We start from the raw sequence: 24,888 nt of genomic DNA, 5'->3' as shown, positions 1-24,888 counted from the left end.
CAATTGGTCAGGTGCGGTCCAGCAAGGGGAAAGGAAGGTGCGGGTGGCAGGGCTAGTTCGTGCCGTGCAACACTTCCCACTGCGCCGAGTTCTTCCAGTGATGGATGATCGATTCCGAGAAGGCCAGCGAAAGCGTCATGCCGTTGCCGCCGAAGCCATTCACGACCAGCACTTCAGGACAAACTTCGCGGACGAAGCACATCTTGCTGGGATGCTTCGCGTAGAGACCATGCCAGCGCCGGGCGATGTTCCAGTTGGGAACCTGCATGATCTTTTGCAATTCTGCGAGCATCAGTGCGTCGATCTCGGATTTGTCGGTGGGCTCGATGTCGTCGCCATATTCGTGCGAGTCACCCAGGATCAAGCCACCGCCGTCGGCCTGCGAGGCCATGACATGGATGCCAAAGCGATCGAGTCGGGGCGAGTCTTTCGCGAAGCGTTCCTTCACGGCCGACAGCGAAGGGCAATCGCGGAAGGAAGGGTAATGCCGCAGCGTCAAGCCACTGGCAATATGAGGACCAAGTTGCCAGTCGGCTGGCTGCGGCTCGGTAAGCAGCATCTGCAGTTTGCATAGGAGCAAACGTTCTTCGCGGTGGATCTCGGGGAATAGATGCTGAAAATACGCGCCCGACGCGATCACGATCCGATCGGCCGTCCAGCTTTCGCCTTGCGCGGAAAGCACCAGGCCCGATTCAACCTTGGTGATCGGCGTATTGAAATGGAGCTGAACGTTGTGGGCATCCGCCAGATGCGCGGCAATTGAACTGACAGCGATCGGCGGGGTCACGCGAAGTTCGGTATGGCTGTAGAGTCCACCTTTCAAACCAGTTGGGTTCACGGCGGGGGTCAGCCTGGCGATTTGTTCTGGCGTCACCAGTTCGATATCCAGACCATCGGCGGCTGACGAATGAGCGAACTCTTGCAGCACGGCGAGTTCGTCGTCGTGGTGGGCCAGGTGGATCGATCCGCAGGTATGGACCGGAAAGCCAGCGGCTGCGCCAAGTTCACGCCACAAAGTTCGACTTCGCAGGGCCAAGGCTCGTTGAGGACCTGCAGGCTGACCGACTGGCCACACCATGCCAAAGTTGCGAATGCTGGCACCTTCGGCCCGAGCGTTCGTTTCGAAGACCGCGACCGAAAGTCCCTGTTTGGCCGCGGCCCACGCATGTCCAAGACCAGCAATGCCGGCACCGATGACGATTAAATCGTAATGCATATTCTCTCGTTTCACTGCTAGGAAGAAGCCGCGTCGGCAGCGGACTGGTGTGGAGCAATCGTCACGGCCGAGTCTTGCCAGTTGCCGATCAAGATTGCTGAACCGCTGATCAAAAGGCAGCAGAAGCCTGCGACGGCCAGGATCAGCGAATAGTTCTGGAAGAAGGTCAATCGATCGATCGAGTCGGCTCCCAGGTCTTTATAAAGTTGCACACCGATGCTTCCGGTATAGCCGAGGGCATCGGCCAGGTAGATGCCAAACACAGCACTGCCAGTTCCCCGCAGGGCAACCAGCCGCTCGAAGAGCACCGCGTTGAAGGGAACGTAGGCCAGGTAGCTGCCGACACCAACCAGGATCATCCAGGTCAGGCCAGAGATTGCTCCTGAGAAAATCAAAGCCGTGCCGATACCGACCAGCAGCATACCAGCCAACATCGAACTATAAATCGCCACCAAACCGTGACGATGGTTTTGCACCAGAATCAACAGTCCGAGCCCCAACGTCACGACCAACGCGACCGGAAGTTCCATCCGCGAGAAGATCGCCGGGGCTTCAGCGTAGCCAAGGTTATTGAGGATCTCGACCGAATAGTTGTCACGGAAATCGCGATAGGCGGTCAGGCCGGTATAGAACAGCAGCAGCGGCCACAGGGTGTTCCATTGGCTGCGAACAAATTGCCAACGGTCGGTCGTGCTCATTTCGCCGCGCTTCGACCGGGCCTTGATATCGGACGCATCCGGGGCGGGCAACCAAGCCAGCATCGCCAGGGCGATCAAAAACATTGGCACGAAGCAAAGACCGGTGACGGCCGGCATCCAGTAAGGATCGACGCCTGAATCGATCCAGCCGCGACCGACATCTTTCACCACGCCGCTGGAAACAATGAACGAGCAGCAAAGGCAAGCCAGCAGCAAATCGCTCGCGCGGCGTCCTTCCAAGTAACGCACCACCAGGCCCCAGACCATGCCCAGCGGTAAGCCGTTGAGAAAGATTGCGAGTACCTTCCAGTGAACCGGCACGACGGCGAACAGCACCAGGGCAAGTTCGGCGATCCCGATCAGTCCGATCAATGCGACCGCCCGAAAACGATCTGGGATCCGCGTACAAAGGTCGATCCCCAGATACTTCGAGACCGCATAGCCGATGATCTGGGCGATGACGAACGACGTCTTCAATTCGACGCCACTTCCCCACAAGCTTTCGCCTGAATATTGAGCCGCGGTGAACGGCTTGCGAAAGGCGTACATCGCGAAGTAGGTCAGAAAGCCAGCCGCTGCCGCCGTCAAAATGACGCGCCAGCGAGAAGGATTCGAGTCGGTCTCAGGGGCGGAGTGGGCGGAATTCACGGTTGAATTTCAGCGGCGAATCAGGGCCAGCAATGGTTCGGCGAGGTTCGTTGTCCGTCACGATCGAGCGGCGTTATCGGCCCCAAAGACACGGGCGAACAACATGCATGCTCGGACTCTATTATCCGAAAACGACCTGCCCACGCCGATGACGTTTTGCGCTGACTTTATTGAGAGTTCCCCCGGCGGGCTTCATCACGCCTTAACAGCAATCTGCTGCCGGATAAGTGCCTCGATAGAAACGGGTGATGTCCTAAGGTGCTGTGAGAGAAAGGGTTACGTGGTCGGTAGCAGCGCCGGTACACCCTGCGATCATTACGATCCAGACGCGATGGCATGCGTTAAGCGTGAAGAGCAAGCTGAAACCGCCTAAGTGGAAGGGGGCGCGAGGCCTGCCTCGATTTGCTCGCTAATTCGTTCGACGTTCAGGCCATCGCAATCGATGGTGAGGTCAGCGTATTGGGTATAGAGTGCGTTGCGTTCGTGGAAGAGTCCTTCGAGCGTCTGACCTGGTTTCAGGGCGATGCCCCGGGTTGCCATGTTCGAAAGTCGCTTCTCCAGCGTTTGCAGGCTCGTCTTCAGGAAGACCACTTTGCCAAGCGACTTGAGGTGGGCCATCCCGTCCGGGCCATAGCAAACACTGCCCCCGGTCGCGATCACATGTTTTTCGACGTCGAGGGTGAGCACGGCCGACTCTTCAATCTGGCAGAACTTGTCGAAGCCGTCGGCATCCATGATCTGCTGAAGCGTCCGCTGCTGCGTCGTTTGAATGATCAGGTCGGTATCGACGAACTGTAGGTTCATGCGTTTGGCCAGCACAACACCGATGGTGCTTTTGCCGGAGCCTGGCATACCGATCAGCGTGACATTCGAACCTGCTGCAGCCGTCATAGGATCTCTGAAAGGGGGGAACGTTTGCGTGGAATCACTCCTTTCTATATCGCTTAAACCAGGGGCGATTGCCAAGGGACGAATGTCCAAAATCGCGCGGAAAAGAAGCAGTTTTCTGGGACTTCCCGAATTTGGTTCCTGACAGGCAAACAGGGATAGGTAATTAGGGCACCCTGGAGGTAGAATCAGCCGGTTCGGATTCGCGTGAATCCATCCATATGTCCCTAGAGGCATCGTTCTATATGACGACAAAGACCGAGATCGAAAACAAACTTGCTGTTAAACAGGCCCTCTGTGCGAAGTATCGCCACCTGGCCGACTTGACCAAAAGCCAACCAGCCAAGGCCAAGTTCATGCGTCGTAGCGAATGCTACAAGCGACAAGCACTCGTGATCGGCAAAGCCCTGTAGGCCGAATGGCCTTCAGGCACCCCGGAACCGAACTCGGTTCGGTACCCCATCCCAAGATTGGACGCTCGGCGCGCCAGGTTCTGGCATCCCGAGCGTCTTGCATTTCGAAGCCGAGTATCGGCGCATAAAAAAACGGAACGGGATAACCGAGGCAGGTCTTCCCGTTCCGTAAGAACGATTCGTTCGAGGTTGAATGCTTCGCTTACGAAGCACCCACCGTCTTGCGAACTTGTGGTTTCTGCAGGGTGAATTCTGGCAAACGAACCAGTTCGCCACCCTTCATGGTCGACTCGTGGGCACAAATGCCAACACAGGTCCAGTTGGCCGAAGTCACCGCGTTTGGCAGCGGATCGCGGTCTTCCAGCAGCGAGCTGATCATCTCGTGCACCAGGTGAGGGTGCGAGCCACCATGGCCGCCGCCCTGGATGAACGAGAGATGCCCGGCGTCTTCGATCGACTGGGTGAACTTCTGGATTGGTTCTGGCAGCAAGTGAGCGAAATCAGGGATCTCGACGTGCGAGGCGATTTCGTGCTCGGGCAGCTTCGCGGTGTGCAGAACGTGCGGTTCCCCTTCGACCAGCGACCATTCGAAGCTCTTCTTCGTGCCGTAGACATCGAAGCTTTCGCGGTACTGACGAGCCGTATCAAACAGAAATCGCCAGATGTGAGCGGCCGTGTCGCTGTCTTTGATCTTGATATGGCAAGATTCGACGGCGTACGGATTGCCCGACTTCTTGGCCAGTTCATTGTTGATCGAACCAGAACCGAAGCAGCTCACGTACTCGGCCAGTCCATCCACCAGGCCGAGAACGGGGCTGACGACGTGGGTCGCGTAGTGCATTGGGATCATGCGTTCCCAATATTCTGGCCAGCCCTGCATGTCTTGCGGGTGCGAGGCCTGCATGTACTGAACCTTGCCCAATTCGCCCGATTCGTAAAGCTGCTTGATATAGAGGTATTCGCGGCTGTAGACGACCGTTTCGGCCATCATGTATTTCAAGCCGGTTTCAGCGACTTTCTCGACGATCTGGCGGCATTCGTCAATCGTGGTGGCCATCGGAACGGTACACATCACGTGCTTGCCGGCGTCGAGGGCACGCAGCGACATCCAGGCATGATCCGGAATCGGCGAATTGATATGCACAAAGTCGACGTCTGGGTCCGCCAAAACGTCGTCGTACTCGGTATATCGCTTTTCGATTCCGAACATGTCGCCGGTCTTCTGCAAGGAAGCTTCGTCGCGGCGGCAAATGGCGATGACGTTTGCGTTGGGGTGAGCCTGGTAAATCGGAATGAACTCTGCTCCGAATCCCAAACCGATCATCGCAACGTTAATGGTTCTTTCGCTCATTTTGGTACCTGGTGGGGGTAGGAAGACGAGGTGATAGGCAGAAGCTTATGTACTTAGAGTACAAACCTTCTCACGAATAGCCATGAGAAAACTTGCACTCTATAAGAGGTATTTCACACATGAGGGGGATTTTCCGCCGTAAATTGGCTATCATAATGACTCTCCGTCCCCTTTTCCCAATTGTCCGCACTTTGATTTACAACCCAGAGGACGACCATGATCCAACCTCGCAAAGAGGTCGCGTTATTGATCGAGACCTCCAACGAGTACGCACGTGGGCTCTTGGACGGAGTCGTGCGTTACATGGAAGAGTACCAGCGTTGGTCGATCTTTCTTCCGGAGCAAGGACGCGGAGCCAAGCCGCCTAAGTGGTTAAAGCAGTGGAGAGGGGATGGCATCATTGCCCGGGTCGAGAATCCCGAGATCGCCGCCGCTTTGAAACCTCTCGATATTCCGATTGTTGACGTCAGCGCGGCGCGGTTGTTGCCAGAGTTGCCTTGGGTCGAAACGGACGACCAGGCGATCGCGCAGATGGCGGTAGAACATCTTCTGCAGCGTGGCTTCTCGAACTTCGCGTTCTGCGGCGATTCGTCGTTTGCTTGGAGCAAGCTTCGCGAAAAGTATTTCGTGGAAGCATTGGCCGAGCATGGTCATGTTTGTCATGTGCTCGATATGCCGACCGGCGAAGATGGTAAGAACTCGACGCCGAAGAATGTCCAGAAGCTCGACCGCTGGATCGAACGTTTGCCGCAGCCGATCGGTATCATGGCTTGCTTCGATATCCGCGGGCAACTGCTGCTGGAAGCATGTCGCGAACTTGAAATCGACGTTCCGCGTCAAGTCGCGGTGATTGGCGTCGACAACGACCGATTGCTGTGCGACCTTTGTTCGCCACCCTTGTCGAGCGTGATCCCTGACAGTCGCCGCACCGGTTTCGAGGCGGCCAAGCTGCTCGATCAAATGATGAAGGGGCTATCGCCGCAGCATCATAAGAAGTTGATTCCACCGCTGGGGGTCGCGACTCGTCGATCGACCGATGTGTTGGCGACCGAGGATCCGCTGGTGGGTATGGCGATGCAGTTCATTCGCGAGCATGCCTGTGATGGGATCAATGTGGGTGACGTTCTGAAGGCGGTCGACAGTACCCGTCGAATTCTCGAGTACCGCTTCAAGCAGATTACCGGGCAGACCCCGCACGAAGCGATCGTCCATCAACGCCTAGACAAGGTGCGTCAGCTTCTGCACGACACCGACCTCAGCATTGGTGACATCGCCGATCGGGCCGGGTTCGAGCATGTCGAGTACATGAGCGCCACGTTCCGCAAAAAAACGGGACTTTCACCGACCGCTTATCGCCGCAAAGTTCAGCCAAACTAAGCGTTTGACAGCCGACGGCAAGGTTCTCAAGGCAACCGCCAAAAAGGTCAAGCGGTTGTCACTTTGCGTGGACATCTCTACACTGAATGGCCTTGCCTGCGGTATCGCAGTGGATGTGCCGGGGGCGAGGTTCGAGGTCGACGCAACGATAGGATTAGGCTGCCCCCATGGATTCTTCTTCGCCGGTAACCAGCGAGAATTTGCTGGCGACGATGCAGCAGTATTGGGGCTATGGCGGCTTCCGTCCGCTTCAGCAAGAGGCGATGCAGTCGGTGCTCGACGATCGCGATTCGGTCGTCGTCATGCCGACCGGTGGCGGTAAATCGCTTTGCTACCAGGTACCCGCCCTCTGCAAACCGGGCCTGGCTGTGATCGCCTCGCCGTTGATCTCGTTGATGAAAGATCAAGTCGACGCCCTCAATGCGTGCGGCATCAAGGCCGCATGCATCAACAGCACCGTCAGTCCCGCAGGGCGAAGGGCGATCGCCGCCGATATTCGCAGTGGCGAGACCAAACTGCTTTACCTCGCTCCGGAACGGTTGCTTTCCGATCGAACGCTCGACTTTCTGGCCAGCGTCGACGTCTCGTTCTTCGCGATCGACGAATCGCACTGTATCAGCGAATGGGGGCACGACTTCCGCCCTGAGTATCGCATGATGCGGATGCTGAAAGATCGCTTCCCAGGCGTTGGCATCCACGCCTATACCGCCACAGCAACTCCGCGCGTTCGTGACGATATCGCTTCCCAGCTTGGCCTGGTCCGGCCGGAGTTTCTGGTCGGCTCGTTCGATCGACCAAACCTGGTCTATCGGGTTGAACGCCGCAAAGACCGCTTCGAGCAGATCCGCGAAGTGGTCGCTCGCCATCCCAACGAGTCGGGCGTGGTCTATTGTATTCGCCGCGCGGATGTTGAATCGATTGCAGAACAACTCAACGAAAGCGGCATTAAGGCGTTGCCATATCATGCTGGGCTAAGCGACGAACAACGACAGTCCCATCAAGACGATTTCATCCAGGAACGCGTTGACGTCATTGTGGCGACGGTGGCGTTTGGGATGGGGATCGATAAGTCGAACGTCCGTTACGTGGTGCATGCCGGCATGCCCAAGAGCCTGGAAAGCTATCAGCAGGAAAGTGGTCGAGCTGGCCGAGATGGCTTGGAAGCGGAATGCGTGCTGCTTTATTCCAGCGGCGACCTCGTGACCTGGAAACGAATGCTCGGCGACTTGCCTGATACCGCGCAACAGGCCGCCTTCAGTTCGCTGGAAGCACTCGATCATTTCTGCATCGGAACTGAATGCCGCCACCGAATGCTGGTGAGCTATTTCGGGCAAGAATTGGAAGAGGAAGAATGCGAGGCATGTGATGTCTGCCTCGGCACCGTCGATCTGGTCGAAGACAGTTTGATACTCGGTCAGAAGATCTTATCGTGCATCATCCGCACCGGCGAACGCTTCGGCGCGGATCATAACGCGAAGGTACTTTGCGGCTCGAAAGACAAGCGGATTTTGGAACTTGGGCACGACGATCTAAGTACCTACGGGCTGCTGCAAGATCAAAGCATCCGCGCGGTGCGTACCTGGATCGAACAACTGGTAGGACAGCGATTCCTCAGCAAAACCGGCGAGTTCAATGTCTTAAAGTTGACCGCCAGCGGACGCGAACTTCTTCGTGGCGAAGTGATCCCGAAGCTAACCAAGCCAGACGGCGAACGAGACGAGCGACCGCGCAAGCAGCGACGTGGCGACGACTGGGAAGGAGTCGATCGCGGCTTGTTCGAGTCGTTGCGAAGCTTGCGACGCGAGAAAGCCGAGGAAGCAGGCATTCCGGCCTACATCGTCTTCGGCGACAGTGCCCTCCGCGAGATGGCTCGCCATCGCCCTTCCACTCTGGAAAGCTTCCGCTTGATCAAAGGGGTGGGCGAAAAGAAGTGCGTTGACTATGGAGCCGACTTCACGCAGCACATCCAAAGCTATTGTCAGCAAGAAGGCCTGGAAGTCGACGCCATGGAGACGGAAGTGATCGCGGCCCCTCGGCGCGAGCCTCCTAAGAATCAGGCCCCGGCCTTAAAAGATGCGTTCACGCTGTTTGCCAAAGGCAAGACAGTCGACGAAGTTGCCTCGATCATTGGCCGAGCGAACTCGACGGTGCAGGGCTACTTAGAACAGTTCGTCCGCGAACAGAAGCTGGAAGATCCGACCGCGTGGGTAACTGGCGCCACGGCACGACGTATCGAAGACGCCGTGCACGAGTGCGGTCAGCGTGCGCTACGCCCCATCCACGAGCATCTGGGTGGGGACGTTTCGTACGAGGAAATTCGGATTGTGATCGCATGTCTGCAAAACCGCGATTGACGCCGACTAAACCCGCGGTCCGCCGCGCTGGGCGGGACGTTTCATGCGGCGACAAAGCCAGGGTGGTGGCGATTGCACCGGATTATGTCGTTGCTTGCGGAAGCTGTTGGTAGATAAGGCCGGACTCAGACCTGGTCCCAGCGAAGCCGATTCGCGGGGATCGCTGAGTAGGGCAAGTTCTCGCTGCAAAAATTGCTTCCAGTCACACGACATGGCGTATTCCTTAACCGAGTGTGAAACAGGATCGTCGAAACAATGTGTCGATAAGCTTCCGAGTAGACGCCCCCAGGCGGGGCCAGGTTCGGGTGTAACCACGATAAACGAGGTTTCGTGAAGCGAACGAACCAGCCACGAGTCGTTGTGGTGAGCAAGCTATTTTGTCTCGCTGCGGGAAAGGGTGACGTCGATCAGTGGAAACAGGTCGCGGGGAAAGATGGTCGGGTGCTGCGATTGCCCGGCAGCGGCCGCATCCTGAGGGACAGTTGCCTGAACGTACGCGGCCACTTCGCTAAGGCTGATCTGGCCGTCGCCATTGCCCGCATATTGCGATTGATCGGCGCCGCCGGAGATCGCTTCGACAAGCCGGGCCGTGAACCGCCCCAATTGCCGATCGCGCGATTCAAAGGCTTCTTCATTCCCTTCGCTGGCGGTGATCGTGAAGACAACGTCTTCTTCCAGGGCTCGCAGCATCACCTTCAAATCGTCTTGCCGCAGAGGCTGGATCGCACCACTGTGGCAGGTATCGAGGATCGCGACCTTGCGGCATGGGATTCCGGCGAAGTACCGCTGGAAGTCTTCTGATGAAAGGCAACGCTCGTACCGCCTTCCAGCGACATCGTTAAACTGGCTATCGCTCGTCAGGAAGAAGTACCGCTGAGATTCAACGTCGCGGATGCCATGCCCCGACAGAAAGAACAGCACCACGTCTTGCGGCCGAGCCGACTCGGCAAGTTGCTGCCAGATGGTATCGGCGGCAACGTTCCAGAGCGGCTGCGTTACGTTGGAGTCGGTTAACACGATTGCTTCGACATTCGACTGTTGCGCGTGCTGCTGGATAGCGGAGGTAAACGCTTTGGCGTTCTGGGCCGCGAAGTCGAGCTGTGGAATCTGCTGGTCCGCATATTGGCTCACGCCGGCCGCGATCACGAAGATCCGAGGCGGAATGACTCGGTCAGGTGTCGACTGAGCTACCGTCAGCGACTGATTCGCGGTGATTCCATCGGCGGTGGCGGCGATGACTTCCAGGCGAACGCGCGGGTCTGGCGGCAACGCGACACGCCAGCGCAGCTTATGTTGTTTCGCCTGCGCTGGTCCGGGCCCGACTTCATGATCCAACGTTCCCACGGCCGGAACTCCGTTGGCGAAGACTTTCGGCGTCAGCAGTTGCGAACCGGCTGGCACCTCGATCGTGGCTTCGACGATCACTTCGCCGCCTGCGAGGTCACTCTCTGCCGTGGGGGAATCGATCGTGATCTGAGGTCGCAGCGAAGCCAGGGCCTCTAGACGATTGTGTAAATTGAAAGGAACCTCCGCCTTCGCGACGCGCATCGCTTCGCTCAGGCTGCCTGCTTTCAACAGCTTTTCCATCACACGCGGCTTTTCGAGTTGTTGCTTTAGTTCCGCAGCCAGGAAGAAGTCGGGGGCCTGATCGATGCCACGGTTGATCTGCCAGCCGAACATCTTGTGCCCATTGAACGAGGCATCGTAATAACCATAAGGCGTCCAGTAGGCCCACTCGCGATCGTTGGTGGCTACCAGCGAAGCAAGCGGCTGCCAGGCCGGGTGAAGGTAGAACGGTTTTTGTTGGGCACCGTTGCGAACGATCTGGAAACGAAGCATCGTGTCGCCACGCGTTTCACGGAGGACTTTCTGCAGCGCGGCAACGTCAGCGATCAACTTCTCACTGGCGGCTTGATCGTCCAGCGGTGCGTCGGGATTGGCGTCCTCACGGATGGCGACCGATTGAACGACATCGCCATTGCGGACCCCGTGATAGTAAAGCGGACCATCCGGAATGATTTCGGCTACCACCAACTGCTCGCCGATCTGCTGGAAATTGGCACCCCATTGGTTTTGCAGCGCCGTCGATGGCTGCTCTTCAGTTAGCTTCCAGATGTTGACCAGCCCGTCGTCGCTGCCGGTTGTCAGGTACTTCTGATCGGCAGAAACGCCAATGGCACGAATCGCCGACGCGTGTCCGCGATACTCACGCACGACCGTGATTTTCTCGGGATTGCGAATGTCGAGCAGATAGGCATGGTTGCGGCCGACTGTCCCGACGGCGATGTGCGTCGGAGCGTCGCGGTCTTCTCCCATCGCCAGCCAGCAGACCGAAACGACGCGCGAGCCGTTCAAGATGGTTTCGGGAATGGTGGCGTACGGCTTGCCATCTTGGGTGAGGTCGTAGACGAGACGGGTACCTCGGTCGACCGCTCTTTGGGCAAGTGACCATTTCCCTTGCCAGGGATTCGAGGGGACCACCGCCGGTCGCTGATCAACAGTGGAATAACCCCGCCTGGCGGTATCGAACAGAATGGCCGAATTGGCCGGTGCGTTTCCTGTGGAGCTCTGATCGATCAGCAATTGATAGTCGGCAGCGAGGGTGAACGCGACTTTCGTCGGTGTCACAATTGGTGTCGTTAATCGAAGGGGGCTGTTCAAGTCGTTCAAGTCATAGACAACAAGACTCGATTCCTGCGTGACTGCCAGCAAGCGGCCATCTCTTCGCATGGCACAGCCGGTGGCAATCGTCGATAAAGGAAGCGTCGCGACCGGCGCAGGCTTCTGTCCGACGGGCCACGACCAAATCCGCAGCTCGAATGGTCCCTGGGATGAACGCGCGACGACCGCTGCGACCTTCGTGCCATCGGCCGACATGGCAACATCGCGCACATTCGCAGCAGCGGGAATGGCCAGCGTACTTTGGGGTTCGCTGAGGTCGACCAGCAGAAGCGTGCCGGAGTCGCTGATATCGGCCGCGACAATCCGTTGGCCGTCTCGGCTGCACGCCATCGCTCCGATTCCGCCTGGGAACTCGTGCGTTAGTTGCGGTAAAAGAGCGGCGTTCTGGCCATCTGATTTCCACCGAGCGATTCGCCAGAAGGGGATGCCGCGGTCATCGCGAACCAGGACGGGGAAGAAAAGCGTTCGATCATCGGTCGAGGCGACACGGCTACCGCGAAGTCGCCACGAACGAAGCTGAGCGGCGTCGAACGGCACGGCCGGTTTGGGCGAGGTCCCAGGGCGGAACGACCATTTGCCGGTCATCGGATCAGCGGACCAGTACTGCACGTTTCCTTCCGAGTCGAGCGAAAAGAGCCCGGTCGATGTGGCTGCCAGGTCGAGGATCTGCGAGCGAGGGCCTTTCTGAACGTCGAACAAGGTCCGCTCGAACGCCATGCGTCCTTGATCGGCAAGCACGATCTCGCCGGTCAGTGCCGAAGCGCCGATTCCCGCGAAGGCGAGCTTACCATCGAGTGCGGCGAGCGCATGAATGTCGCCACGTGTCGCCCTTTGCACTTGCCAGCGAATCGGATTCTCGTAAATCCAGCGTGGGGCCTGACCTGCCATGGCCGGCGCGGCGAGCCAGCTATGCAGCATTTTATCGTTACCGCCTGCCAGCAAATGTTGCCCATCCTGCGAGAACGCCACCGATTGGACCGGCGCGGTGGGGCCATCCAGGTTCAGTCGCAGCCACGGAGGATCTTCCGGCAAGATTACCTGTTGCACCGTTTTCACGTTGGGAAGCTGGTCTTCGCCCGGCAGCGCATTCGCATCGCTCGGGGAGGGGTCTTCCTTCGGCATCGGCTGTGGCGAGTTCGACTTCACCGGAAGGCCGGGTACGACCGACTCGGCGGGAAGCATCTCGGGCGGAAACTTCGGCCGATCGGCTTGCCCGGGCAAAATACTTTCCGCCGGCAAGATTTCTTGAGCAACCGCCAGGGGGTTCGTAGCGATAACCACCAGCAAGGCGATCAGATTTGCTTGGAGGAGTCGTAACATGATGCACTTTCGGATTAACCGTTCCCAGGCCCACGTGAGGCAGTTTACAATGACCGGCGAAACCAAGGCCAGCCAATTTTGCCACGTTAAGCAACACGAGGTACGTAACGTGCGTCTCACTGAATCGTTTCGACGCTCTCGATTATCGATCGCTGGACTGTTGGGTTGCGTACTAATTGTGAATGTCTGGGTGGTTTCCACCCTTCAGGCTCAAGAGAATCAGCCGACTGCCGCCGCCGCACTCGATTCGATATTCAACGTTCGCACCGCTCCTGAAGCAAAGAGCATGGGCATCTTCCAGGGAAGCTTTCTCGACGCGATCCGGCCAGAGACGCCTGCGATTCAGGTTGCCTTTCTGGTCGATACCACCGAGAGCATGGCACATCAGCTTGCTGGGATTCGCGAGAAAATCCCCCAGGTCATCGCCGACTTGAAGCGAGCCAGCGGCGCGAAAGTGGAAGTCGCTGTGATCTCGTTCGCCGATAGTGGTCAAAGCAATAAACCGTTGGTGGGGATCTCGCAGGGATTCTCGGCCGACGACAAGAGCGTTGCGAAGATGATCGCATCGCTGCAGCCTCAATCTGGGCGTCCTTACTTTCCAGAGGCGGTCGATCTGGCATTGTTCAAGACGATTCAAGACTTGAAATGGTCGGATGATCCGAAGGCGACCCGTTGGCTGATGTTGATCACCGATGCGCCCCCGTACGATTCTTCGTTTGAAGAAGCGACCACGCAGTCGCGCCGCTGGTACGAAACTGACGCGTTGGTGAATCTGGCCAATCAGCGAGGGATTAACGTGCATGGGCTGCTTTGCGAAAGCCGCCCGGAAGAACTCGATGCGTTTACGGCAGTCGTCGACAAAACCCGAAACTTTATGGGCCAGATGACTTCGCGGACTGGCGGCTTAATGCTGGACCTGTCGTTCTCGCAGATTAAACAGAAGGTAGTCGATGCCGCGCGACGTCCGCGGGCCGACTTCACCTTCGTGGGGGCGATCACTGAAGAAGATATCCATGCCGCCAGGCAGATCGCCAGCGAGAAGTTCGGCCCTGAGAAAACGCTTCGCGTCGCGGTGATGCCGCACGTGCCGTGGAACGCGATGACCTTCTATCACGAAGACCCAGGCGTCCGATTCGCCACGCAGCTTCGCTATTCGCTGGGACGCTTGCCGAACATCAAAGCGATTTCCAGTCGTCAGATCGAGCAAGAGTTCCTGCGGCTTAAGGCAGGGCCAGTCGATCCTGCTCAGTGGCCGCAAGCACTCTGCCTTCGCCTGCGAGCCGACATTTTGATTGTTGGTGACCTGCGGGCGAATCGCGAGTTGGAAGACGTTCAGTCGGAAGTCTATGTGCCAAATTCGCCGAAGCCGGTTGCGTCGTTTTCGGCGAGTGGTAAAGACGACATCTTGATCGCTTCGTACCTGAAAGCGATCTCGCAAACGCAACCGCAAGACGCCGCGATTGCTCAGTTGGCGAAGGCTGCAGGAAGTGAGCAGGGGACCGACCTGCGGGATTTCTGGCCTGGGATTCTGGGCCAACTGTCACCCAAGCAACAAGCGGAATTGGTCTCCGCAATGGATATGATCGAGAAGTCGGTCGACATCTCGGTCGATCCGCAATTGCGGGTGAAGAACCTCGATATGGCGACCGACCTGTTGACGCCGATGGCCAACGATCCGAAAGCGAATGGCTTCACCTTTGCCTTGCTGGCCAGCGCCAACTACAACCTGGCCAAGACTCAGGAAGAAGAAGGGGACGTCGACGCGGCGCGGATCCAAATGCAGAAAGCGATCGCCTATTTGAGCAAGGCCTACGACGCGCGGCGAAGTTTGAACGATCGCCTGTTACAGGCAGAAATCGAAGCGGACTACGCTCTGTTGGTGCGAAAGGACTTTCTGGCTGCAGTGCGGCGTTATCAAGAGATCGCCGAGTTCAGCGAGGCGTCGAAGCTGAAGATGTCGCTCCGGTCGCACTGGATGCTGGCAGGGCTGCAGTGTGGTGATTGGGGAGCCAGTGCCGCGACCGATTTTCAGCCAGATCCGGCACAGGCCCGCGAGCATTTGATTCACATCCTTGCGTTCTGGCCCGAATCGGAAGAGGCGCAGGTCATTCGCAAATACATGCGATGGGATGCGCAAGACGGCAAGACCGGAACGCCTTACTTCCCCAAAGAAGGGGAACTGCTGCTGACATCCAACTAGTTGGACGTCGACTCGCCGTCGATCATTCCGGCGGTCAGGATTAACTGGGCAAGGTTCCACCAGGTGGTCGTGCCATCTTCCGAGAGCGTTACCACATCCATTCCGCTCGACGAGAGGCGAATGTATTTGATACGCTCCCCTTGCGAAGCGAGGAGCATTTTCGGCTCGTGTGATTGCGCATGGAGGTCGATTCCAAAGATCGCTCCGTCGGAATCGACGTAGATCAGCCAGCGGCTATCGGCCGAGATATCGAAGTCTTCGATCATCCCCCGAATTACCGGCGGTTTGGCACTGGCCGCTTCCTGCTTATCGGCCGGCACGATCGAAAGGGGCTGGGCCTCGCTTTGCGTCGAGAATACCAGATGCTTGTGGTCGTTCGTCAGGCGGCTCACCATCAAAGTGGCACGCATGTCGGTGACGGGCTCGACCGCAGTCTTTCCGTCGTCTTGCAGTGTAATCGAGAGCAGACGTGTTTCGGTAAACGCAAAGAAGCGATATTCCGAAACCGGATGGATTGCTAAGACTTCTTCGTCGAGTCCATCGACATGGAATGCGTTGGCCGACGCGTCGCTAAAGTCTGTCAACGGCCAACGGCGTCCTTCCCCTTCTTGGCTAATAGCGAAGCAGTACTTGCCCGCAGGATCGAACGCGACGGCGTCGACGCGCGACGGGAAAGAAGCTTCAGCCGACTTCTGCACGGGGCGATCTCCGTTGCCAATCGTCAGCAGCGAAACCTTGTTGGCATCGTGCCCAACGACGATCGCTTCGGCCTGAGGAGACAGCGCCGACGACGTGATCTGGCGATAGGCGATGTCGGTCGGCTGGTCGGTTCCGAGGTTGATTTCGTACGGTTCGTCGAAGGGGCCAAGCGAGACGACCGAAGCGACACTATCTTGCATCAGCACGGCGCATGGGGCTTTCGACGGAAGATGGATCTGGTACGGAATCCCAGTGATCGCGACTTCCTGGGCCGCTTCGACGGGCTGGTTGAGCGGTAGGATTCCGAGCGAACTCGAAGCATCACCACTGATCGCGGTCGCCAGACGTTGGTGGGCGTGCGATTGGCCAATGGCGGCCGGCGTTCCCCGCAGTTCGACCGATTCAGGAGAGAGGTCGGACTGAATATCGGGATGGATGGCGACCGCTTTCGCAAACAACTGGGCGGCTTCGTTCCACTGATCGTTGGCCGCCAGCTTTGTGATCTGTTTCAGCATCTCATCAGCGGGAAGCGGCTTAAGCTGCAGCTTCCAGTCGTCACGTACCAGATCGTCGAAGCTGATCTCTTGATCGTACGACTGATAGAGCGGGTTTTTGCTGCTGGCAACGATATGCAGCTTGTCGGTCGGCAACAAATCGAGGGTCGCCGCCCCCTTTCCTTTGGTCTGCAAGTGTTCCCTTGGCTTTAGTGGAACGATGGTGATTTCATATTCCGTTTGTTCAGGTGCGAAGACCAGGGTATGCGGTTCTGGCGAAGTTCCGGCTGGAGGTGTCGTGGTCCCTTCGGCTGCGCCTCTTCCAAAGGCAGACCAGACGAGCAGGACGATCAGCACGACGGTTGTGATCGCACTTCCGATGATCGCACCCAGCGGCAGTCCGGCGGCGGCTGGGTTGGCGGCCGCTGTTTGTTGAGTATTTTCATCAAGGGCCCGGACGAACTCGACACAGCTCCGGAAACGTTGTTTGGGGTCGGTTGAGGTTGCCCGGGCGAGGGCAGCTCTTTCGACGTCGGTCACCAGGGGAAATTGCAGCTTGCCGCGGACATGGATTTCGACCAGTTCGGCAAACGAAACGGTCGGCTCGAAGGGCAGGGCAGCCGTTCGTAGTTGGTAATAGGTAATTGCCAGCGCATATTGGTCGGAGTTATGCGAAGGAGTCTTCTTGATCGACTCCGGAGCCATATAGCAAAGGCTCCCGACGACGCTGGTGGCTTCGGTGTCGTATTCACCAAATGCCGAGGCGACGCCAAAGTCGCCCACCAGGACCGAGTCGCCAGCGTAAAGCAAGTTGGCAGGCTTGATATCGCGGTGTTGGATGCCGACCACTTCGCCCGCAACTTGATGGACCGGCGAGTTCAAATAGTCGATGCCACGCGCGGCTTGAAGCATGTAATCCATCAATTCTTCGCGCGGAATACCTCCGGTTCCGTAGCTTTCCCGGCGTTCGTCCAGACTTCCTTCGGCCAAGGTCATACTGACGACCAGATACTGCGGATTGTGCAGAACCTGGGTCTGCTGGATCACCAGTGTCTGATTGGGAGCTTCTCGTGATTGATTGCGGATTAGCAGATCAATTTCGTAGTCATCCAGCACAGTGCCATCGTGCCCGACCAACCACATTGCATTTACGCTGCACAAGTTTGCATGTTTGATGCGTTTTACGGCCTGGATCGATTTTAACTCGCGGATGCCAGTCTTCTGCTGAAGGGCAATGAACTTCAAGGCGACAAGCGATCCGCCGGGGCCCTCGGTTGCCCAGACTTCGCCGAATTGACCACGGCCGAGAAATCGCTCCAGCCGATATCCGGCGATCGGCTTATCTCCCTGATTGAACATTCCAGATTCCTGGTTTGGTTAGACGAGTCAGCTCCTGAACAAGCGAGCCTGATCGTTACCAGGCACTACTAGCATAGGTTGAAGTTTCGACCGAACAGGGGCGGCGAGGCAAGGGGATTTCGCGAGATTTACCGGAACCTGGAGAGTTTGAGAGGTTCGCAAGAGAAGCCGTTCGTCGGCAGTGGATCAAGAAAATAAGCACGCCGGCGGAAGCGAGGGAGACAAATTACGCCGGCGTGCTCGAGGCTTTGGACTAGCCTTGATCGTTTAGAGCTCTTGAGCCTGAACCATCCAGAGATGCTTTTCCAGTTCGCTGGAAGTCGCGATCAGCAGATCCTGGCTCACCAGGTCCAAGTCGTCGAGGACTTCAATGGAGTCGCGAAGCTCGGAGATCGTCTTTTGCAGCGCGTCGGCAACTGCCTTGACGGTCTCGTCGACGCCAACAAAGCCGGTGGCATATTCCGAGAGGGGTGTCTCTTTGGCAACCGTGCTTGAGCGGCCATCTGGCGAGAAGCCAATCATCACAATGCGTTCGGCGACGGTGTCTGTCGCTTCTCGCGTAGTCAGCAGGATCTCGTCGAGTTGCAGATGGACGGCTCGGAAGTTCTTGCCGACGACATTCCAGTGCGCTTGCTTTAAGACCAGTGAAAGGTCGATTAGCGCAATCAAGTTTTTCTGGAGATGCTCGGCGGTTGGCTTGGCTTTGCCTTCAGGGAGAACGTGTCGTTTGAATTCCATGGTCATGATCAGGCTCCTGGTTGTTGATTCAGGGAACGGTGCCTTGGTATTTCCAATACCAGGGGGCGTTGACCAGGAGATAAGAAAATCTCGTGCCAAGCTGCCCAAAACGATGCCGGACCTTCGGACTTCACGATTAGCGATTGAAATTTGGTGGCCTTTTAGGCGATATTGAAAGCTGCTAGAGACCGGTAACATAAGGGTCTATGGCATCTATAGATTGATAAGTTGCGGATCGACGCAGACGGCTAATCCTCGAGGGCAAGACGAGGGGGCTGATCCAAAATCGATCGCAGTGGCAGGGAAGCGACCCTTGTTTGATTGAGTTGTTTGTTGGAAGTTGTTCCTAAAGTGGTTTGCCGAACGAGTTTTTGACGCTCCTTCGAGTTCTGCCCATTTCAGACACTTCGGCATTTATCTACAATTAGGCAAAGCCCAGGCCAGGAGCCCTCTATGCCCAAATTGTTAGTGATCGATGACGATCGAACCGTCCACCGTTTGGTGGAGAAGACGTTTGAAGAGACCGATGTCTCGGTTCTTACGTGTAGCGTCGCGGAAGAAGGGATCGATTTGATTCGACGAGAATCGCCCGATGCCCTCCTTCTGGACATCATGCTGCACGAAGCGAACGGATTGGAATTGGCGACGCAGATTCGCCATCTCGACCCGAAGCTGCCTATTATCTTCATCACCGCGATGAACGATAGCGATACAGCCATCCAGGCGATGTCGCGGGGGGCGTACGACTACCTGCTGAAGCCACTCAACAAGCAGGAAGTTCAAGACCTGGTCGATCGGGCCTTCGATACCCGCCGCCTGATGCAGTCGCCGGTGCATATGCAGGAAGCTGCCCCCAGTACCGAAAAGGGGGACCTGCTGGTCGGTCGCAGTCAGGGCATGCTGGACGTCTACAAGAAAATTGGGCGTGTCGCACCGCAAGATGTCGCCGTGCTGATTCTCGGCGAAAGTGGAACGGGTAAAGAACTGATCGCCCGGGCTATTTATCACCACAGCTCGCGCCGCAACGAGTGCTTCATGGCGATCAACTGTGCGGCGTTGTCGGACACCCTGCTGGAAAGCGAGTTGTTCGGCCACGAGAAAGGGGCCTTCACCGGCGCCGATCGTCGCCACATCGGCAAGTTCGAGCAGTGCAATGGCGGAACGATCTTCCTCGACGAAATCGGGGATATGTCTCCTTCCACTCAGAGCAAGGTACTGCGACTGCTGCAAGAACAAAAGTTCGAGCGGGTTGGTGGCACTGAAACGATCGAGACGAATGTTCGCATCATCTCGGCTACCAATCGCGATCTGGAACAGATGATCGAGGATGGCGAGTTCCGCCTGGACCTTTATCACCGCTTGAACACGTTCCAAATCAATTTGCCGCCGCTGCGTGAACGTGGCGAGGACGTGCGTTTGCTGCTGGAGCATTTCCTGTCGCGGTTCAACAAGTCACTCAACAAGCAGATCTCTGGTATTTCGGACGATGCGGTTCGGCTGTTGCTGGACTATGCCTGGCCGGGCAATATCCGCGAGCTGCAAGGCGTGTTGCGAAAAGCCATGTTGATGGCGGTGGGCCCCGTCTTGGTTCCGGAATTCTTCCCCGGCGAGCTGCATGAAGGCGATACACCCGTCAGCCCGGTGGCGGCTCCGATCGGAGAGGCTCCGGTCGTTAGCAATGGCGGAACGGGTGCTGATTTTCAAAGCTTTTTGCTGCAATTGGAATCGGCGAACTCCTCCGACATGTACGCTGAGGCCCTAGAGTGGATGGAACGCCAACTGTTGACGCGCGTTCTGACGGCCACCGAAGGCAATCAGTCCAAGGCAGCCGAGAAGCTGGGGATTACCCGTGGCAGCCTGAGAAATAAGATTCGATCGCTAAATATTTCGATCGACCACGTGATCAATTCGGACGAATAGAGTCCGAGTTCGTTCCGTTGAGAACGCGACTTTAGCCCGGTGACAAATGGTTGCCGGGCGCTGGGCGTTCAGCCCGCTTGGCTTGGCTCATTCTTCCGAGCCCGTCGCGCATGTTCAATAGTTGATTCAGTTGAACCGTCAGCCTTCTGCGCCATTTCAAATCTGAGATCTGATCGATCAACGCGTTAAATCGGCGGATCATCCGGTCTTCCGTCTGTATGATTTCGCAGAGAAGAAGCTGCGATTTCGAGAAGTCGCCGAACCGCCGAAGCCGTTGAACGAGCGATCGGATTTGATTCAGAAATGGTGAGTTTGAGCGAGCGGTTGTGGAAATGTTCTGTCCGCCGAAGTAGCGGAGTTGGCCTTCCATCTCTGCATGCTCGCCTGCCAACGCGTAAAGCTTCTTGGCGACGTCGGAGTCTGTTACTTTACCTGCCGAATCCACGAGAACGGATTGGTACTCGCGAAGACCTTCCACGATTTCTGCGACTAGATTTTGGACTTCCGGCTTGGGATGGGATGGAGCGTCCATGGGAATTGTCTGCTGCCTCAACAATTACGAAACGCATCAACCTGAATGGGCTGATGCGTGATGGTTTAAATCGAAACTCCTTGGCTGGATTTCGTGTACCCTTGCGGGCCTCAACGTGCTCGGAAAGGAGGGTCTTGTAGCGACCCTCCTGGCAACGCCGCTAAGTCGCTTAGGAAACTGGTCGACGGATTGCACCCGACAGCAAGCTGATCAGGAACAAGACCAGGAACACGAAGAACAAGATCTTGGCGATACCGGTCGCCGCACCAGCGACACCACCAAAACCAAGAGCAGCAGCGATCAGTGCGATAACCAGAAACATAATAGCCCAACTCAACATGGCTTCATTCCTTATTTGAAATTCAGAAGTCGTTTGCGTAAGTGACTGGCCATCCTTGGGTTGGACTAGCCAGTTGATTCTGGAAAGAACTAATCGCAGATGGCGTGCCAATTCATAACTAAGGTGGAGACGAATCGAGAAACCGGGGTAAAAACGGCCTGGATTCGCTCTTTAGCCATTGTTGCTGATAGCAAAGTGGTCGCTGTCAGTCCAAAACAGCAAAGAAGTGGTCTGCGAAGAACCAGTCGCGTCAGGTTGACCTAATCGCGATAGTTTTCCAGGGCCTTATTCAGACGCGCCATTTCGGTGCGCAAGTCTTCCAGAGCCGCAGGGGCTTGCGAGAGCTCGCCATTCTTCCCGAGGCGTTCCAGGCGATAGGCGGCATTAACAACGCGTTGTGCGCCAAGATTCGAGGCCAAACCCTTGAGATTATGGGCGGCGCGATGAAGGTCCCCAGTCGCCTGGGTTTGGATCGCGTTGGCGATCTCTTCGATGAGTTGTTTCGAGTCTTCGTCGTAGTAAATAATGAACTCGCTGAACAACTCGGCATCGTTGCCAAGCCTTGTCATCGCCCCTGCGTAATCGACCACCGGCGTCGATGGTTCTCCCATCGCTTTCGCAGAACCGCCGTTCTCGGGGCTTTCGGAAGTGGCGGGCTGGTGATCTTCCGCCACGCTCTCGACCAGGCCCAGCAGCTGCTTCACATCAAGCGGCTTGGCAACGTACGCGTCCATCCCTGCTTCCAGGCACTTTTCGCGGTCGCCTCGCATAGCATGTGCGGTCATGGCGATGATTGGCGTGTTCGTGTTCGATCCTCGTTCCAAAGCTCGGATGACGCTCGTTGCCTGAAAGCCGTCGAGAATCGGCATCTGCACGTCCATCAGCACAACGTCGAATCGTTGCTTTTTGAACAGTTCGACTGCTTCGCGTCCATTCTGAGCGACTGTGACCGAGTGCCCGCGCTTCTTCAGCATGGTGGTCACCACCTTCTGATTGGCCGGGGTATCTTCGGCCAGCAAGACCGATAGCGAAGCCAAGGGCACCCCGATGCTGCTGTTGACCGGCAACGACTGGGAAGGAGGCGAGAGTCGCAGGGCCCGCAAAATCGAGCGAATTAAATCGGTTTGCGTGACCGGTTTCTGGACGAACGCAGAGATATTGACGTTGCTTTCGTTATCGCGGAATTCACGACGATCGGCCGAAGACACCATCAGAATCACAGGCGATTCCGATTCGGGACGAAGCTTGCCAATCTCTTTCGACAGCTCGTAACCATCCATCCCTGGCATCAGTGCGTCGACGATGACCAATGGGAATGACATGTTGTTCTCTAGGTTCTGCTGCAAGATGCCGATGGCCTGAGGTGCATCGTTGGCGGTCAGCGGCTTCATCCCCCACATCGTCAGGGTTTCAGCGATGATCTTTCGGTTGGTCGCGTTATCGTCGACCACCAGAACGGGCAGGCCATCCAGTTTGTCGAACGGCAGTGAGTCGATTGTGTCGGTTCCTTGAACCGTAGGCAGTTCAAAGGAGAGACGGAACGAGAAGTTACTTCCTTGTCCCACTTCGCTTACCAGCGAAAGCCGCCCACCCATCATGCGGAGAAGCTCAGAGCTGATGGCCAGGCCAAGACCTGTCCCGCCATGCACGCGAGTCGAGGACGAGTCGACCTGGGTGAAAGGTTCCAGGATCCGCTGCTGTTCTTCCGCCGGAATTCCAATCCCAGTATCGGTAACCGAGAAGCGGAACCGGGCTTCATCTGGCCAGATTCGCACCACTTCGATTGCGACAACGATTTCTCCCTGGTCGGTGAATTTGATGGCGTTGCTGATCAGGTTCGTCAGCACCTGGCGAAGCCGAATGCCATCTCCGATCACTTCGCGAGGGAGATTCCGCGGAATGCGACAAACCAATTCCAAACCTTTCGCGAAGGCCTGATTGGAAAGCGTTTTGATCGATTCTTCGACCACGTCCGCCAGAATAAAATGCTCTTTGACGATCGAGAACTTGCCCGATTCCAGCTTTGAGAAATCGAGGATGTCGTTCAGGAGCGTTAACAGCGAGTGGGCCGAGTCTTTGGCGGTCGTCAAATAGTCGCGGAGCTGAGGCGAAAGTTGCTCGTCTAAGGCCATCGACGTCATACCAATGATGGCGTTCATTGGCGTGCGAAGTTCGTGGCTGACGTTCGCTAGAAACTCCGCTCGCGTTCGACTGGCACGGATGGCGGAGTCGCGTGCCCGCTGCAGTTCTTCTTCTGCCCGGCGACGTTCGGTGATGTCGCGCTCGATCGTCGAAGACCCGACAATCTGACCGGAAGAATCGACGACAGGGGAAAGGGTCACGCTGACCGGAATCGTCTGGCCATCTTTGCGGACTCGGACGGTCTCGAACTCTTCGAGTCGTTCGCCGCTCCGCATCGCCTCCAGCAGTTCTGGCTCTTCTGTTTCCTGTTGTTCTGGTAGCAGGAAGTTCGTTGTACGTCCCAGGGCTTCTTCTTGCTTGTACCCGTAAACAAGCTCGGCACCGTAATTCCAGCTAGAAATACGACCATCGAGCGTCTTGCCAATGATGGCGTCGTACGAAGAATCGACGATGGCTGCCAAGCGGGCTCGTTGTTGTTCAAATCGTCGCGATTGGGCGATCTTGCCGATCTCTTCGCCGACTCGGCGGACAATATCGAGCAGAGCCTGGTCCTGTTCGACGCATTCGGTGTGGAAGAACTCGAGGATCGTCACCACGTCGCCGTCCGCGATTACAGGGAAACCGAATGCGGATCGAATGGGGGTACCCTGATACGAACTCATCCGAACCATGTTGCTGATATCGGACTCGTTCATCCAAACGGGCTCTCGCCGTTTCCAGATGATGCCAGGCAGGCCCTCACCGTAGCGGAACTGTGTGCTTTGCGTTTTTTCAATGAACTCAGAGATGTCGAGATCCGAGTTTTGATACCAGATGTGCGACGAGGCGAGCATCAAGCCAGAATCGTACGGCATCCAGACATGACCGAACGGCCAGTTGATCTGCGTGCAGACAATGTTCAAAAGCTTCTGCAGCGATTCGGTGAACGTCTGAGCGGTGGCTGCGTGGGTGGTGGCCTGGGTGACCAGTTCGGCTTCCAGCAACTTGCGGCTGTGCAGTTCTTCCTCTTGCCGCCATTCCGTAATATCACGTACGAAGGCGTTGAAGTAAGTCTTGCCAGAGATCGCGACGCGACCGATGGAAAGCTCAACCGGCAGAAGGTTACCATCGGCTCGGCGGGCGACCAGTTCGATGCGTTGACCGCTCGCTTCGGCATCGGTCAGCGTCATGATGCTCGAAATGATCTCGTGCAGATCCTCTGTTTTAAAGAGGTCGGAGAGGCGCAGTCGAGAAACCTGTTGCGGCCACTGGAACGTGGTGTTTGCCTGCTTGTTCCAGTCGACGATGTCGCCCGATTCGTCAATAGCGATGATGGCGTCAGGCGATGCGTCAAGAATAGACCGTAACCTTGCGTCCCAAAGTTTTCCGGTGGGCGTATTAGACGACATCAGCGAGGTTTGCCTATCTCTTATTGCATCACATGATGGTGATTAGCCTGCGACTCGCGATCGGTTTCAGGGAGACCACGAAATCACATCATCCTTAGCCGAATGACCTTACCATTTTCGCGCTGAAAT

The 24,888-nt window shown here is 56.9% G+C and carries 16 protein-coding genes; 5 read left to right on the top strand and 11 right to left on the bottom strand.

Annotated elements, in window-relative coordinates; translation table 11 throughout:
- Window positions 1-52: 52 nt before the first annotated feature.
- The 3 genes from AB1L30_RS23360 to AB1L30_RS23350 form a co-directional block, all read right to left on the bottom strand.
- Window positions 53-1,216, bottom strand: coding sequence for a TIGR03364 family FAD-dependent oxidoreductase (locus AB1L30_RS23360; protein WP_367016532.1), 1,164 nt, complete (start codon window positions 1,214-1,216; stop codon window positions 53-55).
- 17 nt (window positions 1,217-1,233) lie between these two features.
- On the bottom strand, window positions 1,234-2,562 hold the full coding sequence (locus AB1L30_RS23355; RefSeq protein ID WP_367016530.1) for a DUF5690 family protein: 1,329 nt from the start codon (window positions 2,560-2,562) through the stop codon (window positions 1,234-1,236).
- A gap of 369 nt (window positions 2,563-2,931) precedes the next feature.
- Window positions 2,932-3,453: a shikimate kinase gene (locus AB1L30_RS23350; RefSeq protein WP_367016528.1), complete on the bottom strand. Its 522-nt coding sequence runs from the start codon at window positions 3,451-3,453 to the stop codon at window positions 2,932-2,934.
- A 218-nt stretch (window positions 3,454-3,671) separates the two neighbouring features.
- Here AB1L30_RS23350 and AB1L30_RS23345 point away from each other — a divergent pair, with 218 nt between their 5' ends.
- The gene (locus tag AB1L30_RS23345) at window positions 3,672-3,863 is read left to right on the top strand and encodes a hypothetical protein (protein ID WP_367016527.1); all 192 of its coding nucleotides are present in this window, start codon (window positions 3,672-3,674) and stop codon (window positions 3,861-3,863) included.
- Window positions 3,864-4,065: 202 nt separating this feature from the next.
- On the opposite strand, the gene AB1L30_RS23340 is transcribed toward AB1L30_RS23345, so the two are convergent.
- The gene (locus AB1L30_RS23340; protein WP_367016525.1) at window positions 4,066-5,214 is read right to left on the bottom strand and encodes a Gfo/Idh/MocA family oxidoreductase; all 1,149 of its coding nucleotides are present in this window, start codon (window positions 5,212-5,214) and stop codon (window positions 4,066-4,068) included.
- Window positions 5,215-5,430: 216 nt separating this feature from the next.
- On the opposite strand from AB1L30_RS23340, the gene AB1L30_RS23335 reads away from it, so the two are divergent.
- Together AB1L30_RS23335 and recQ are read left to right on the top strand one after the other, a co-directional pair.
- Window positions 5,431-6,591, top strand: coding sequence for a DNA-binding transcriptional regulator (locus tag AB1L30_RS23335; RefSeq protein ID WP_367016523.1), 1,161 nt, complete (start codon window positions 5,431-5,433; stop codon window positions 6,589-6,591).
- 167 nt (window positions 6,592-6,758) lie between these two features.
- Complete coding sequence (recQ, locus tag AB1L30_RS23330; protein ID WP_367016521.1) at window positions 6,759-8,945, top strand: DNA helicase RecQ; 2,187 nt, start codon at window positions 6,759-6,761, stop codon at window positions 8,943-8,945.
- A 6-nt stretch (window positions 8,946-8,951) separates the two neighbouring features.
- On the opposite strand, the gene AB1L30_RS23325 is transcribed toward recQ, so the two are convergent.
- Window positions 8,952-9,158: a hypothetical protein gene (locus tag AB1L30_RS23325; protein WP_367016519.1), complete on the bottom strand. Its 207-nt coding sequence runs from the start codon at window positions 9,156-9,158 to the stop codon at window positions 8,952-8,954.
- 159 nt (window positions 9,159-9,317) lie between these two features.
- Complete coding sequence (locus tag AB1L30_RS23320; protein WP_367016517.1) at window positions 9,318-12,947, bottom strand: caspase family protein; 3,630 nt, start codon at window positions 12,945-12,947, stop codon at window positions 9,318-9,320.
- A 190-nt stretch (window positions 12,948-13,137) separates the two neighbouring features.
- Here AB1L30_RS23320 and AB1L30_RS23315 point away from each other — a divergent pair, with 190 nt between their 5' ends.
- The gene (locus AB1L30_RS23315) at window positions 13,138-15,147 is read left to right on the top strand and encodes a VWA domain-containing protein (protein ID WP_367016515.1); all 2,010 of its coding nucleotides are present in this window, start codon (window positions 13,138-13,140) and stop codon (window positions 15,145-15,147) included.
- On the opposite strand, the gene AB1L30_RS23310 is transcribed toward AB1L30_RS23315, so the two are convergent.
- Window positions 15,144-17,699 (bottom strand): protein kinase family protein, encoded by a 2,556-nt coding sequence (locus AB1L30_RS23310; protein WP_367016513.1) that lies wholly within the window; start codon window positions 17,697-17,699, stop codon window positions 15,144-15,146. The genes AB1L30_RS23315 and AB1L30_RS23310 overlap by 4 nt on opposite strands.
- A gap of 267 nt (window positions 17,700-17,966) precedes the next feature.
- Window positions 17,967-18,443, bottom strand: a complete 477-nt coding sequence (gene dps / locus AB1L30_RS23305) for a DNA starvation/stationary phase protection protein Dps (protein ID WP_367016511.1) — start codon at window positions 18,441-18,443, stop codon at window positions 17,967-17,969.
- Window positions 18,444-18,890: 447 nt separating this feature from the next.
- On the opposite strand from dps, the gene AB1L30_RS23300 reads away from it, so the two are divergent.
- Window positions 18,891-20,357 (top strand): sigma-54 dependent transcriptional regulator, encoded by a 1,467-nt coding sequence (locus AB1L30_RS23300; RefSeq protein ID WP_367016509.1) that lies wholly within the window; start codon window positions 18,891-18,893, stop codon window positions 20,355-20,357.
- Window positions 20,358-20,388: 31 nt separating this feature from the next.
- Here the strand turns inward: AB1L30_RS23300 and AB1L30_RS23295 are convergent, their stop codons facing one another.
- The 3 genes from AB1L30_RS23295 to AB1L30_RS23285 form a co-directional block, all read right to left on the bottom strand.
- Window positions 20,389-20,889 carry a hypothetical protein gene (locus AB1L30_RS23295; protein WP_367016507.1) on the bottom strand — a complete coding sequence of 167 codons (501 nt, stop codon included), beginning with the start codon at window positions 20,887-20,889 and terminating at the stop codon, window positions 20,389-20,391.
- 169 nt (window positions 20,890-21,058) lie between these two features.
- Window positions 21,059-21,229 carry a DUF1328 domain-containing protein gene (locus AB1L30_RS23290; RefSeq protein ID WP_345092941.1) on the bottom strand — a complete coding sequence of 57 codons (171 nt, stop codon included), beginning with the start codon at window positions 21,227-21,229 and terminating at the stop codon, window positions 21,059-21,061.
- A gap of 260 nt (window positions 21,230-21,489) precedes the next feature.
- Window positions 21,490-24,759, bottom strand: coding sequence for a response regulator (locus AB1L30_RS23285; protein WP_367016505.1), 3,270 nt, complete (start codon window positions 24,757-24,759; stop codon window positions 21,490-21,492).
- Window positions 24,760-24,888 lie beyond the last annotated feature (129 nt).

This window comes from Bremerella sp. JC817 (assembly GCF_040718835.1).
Taxonomy (GTDB): domain Bacteria; phylum Planctomycetota; class Planctomycetia; order Pirellulales; family Pirellulaceae; genus Bremerella.
The sequence above is the reverse complement of the archived record's forward strand: the minus strand, read 5'-3'. Positions and strand labels throughout refer to the sequence as shown.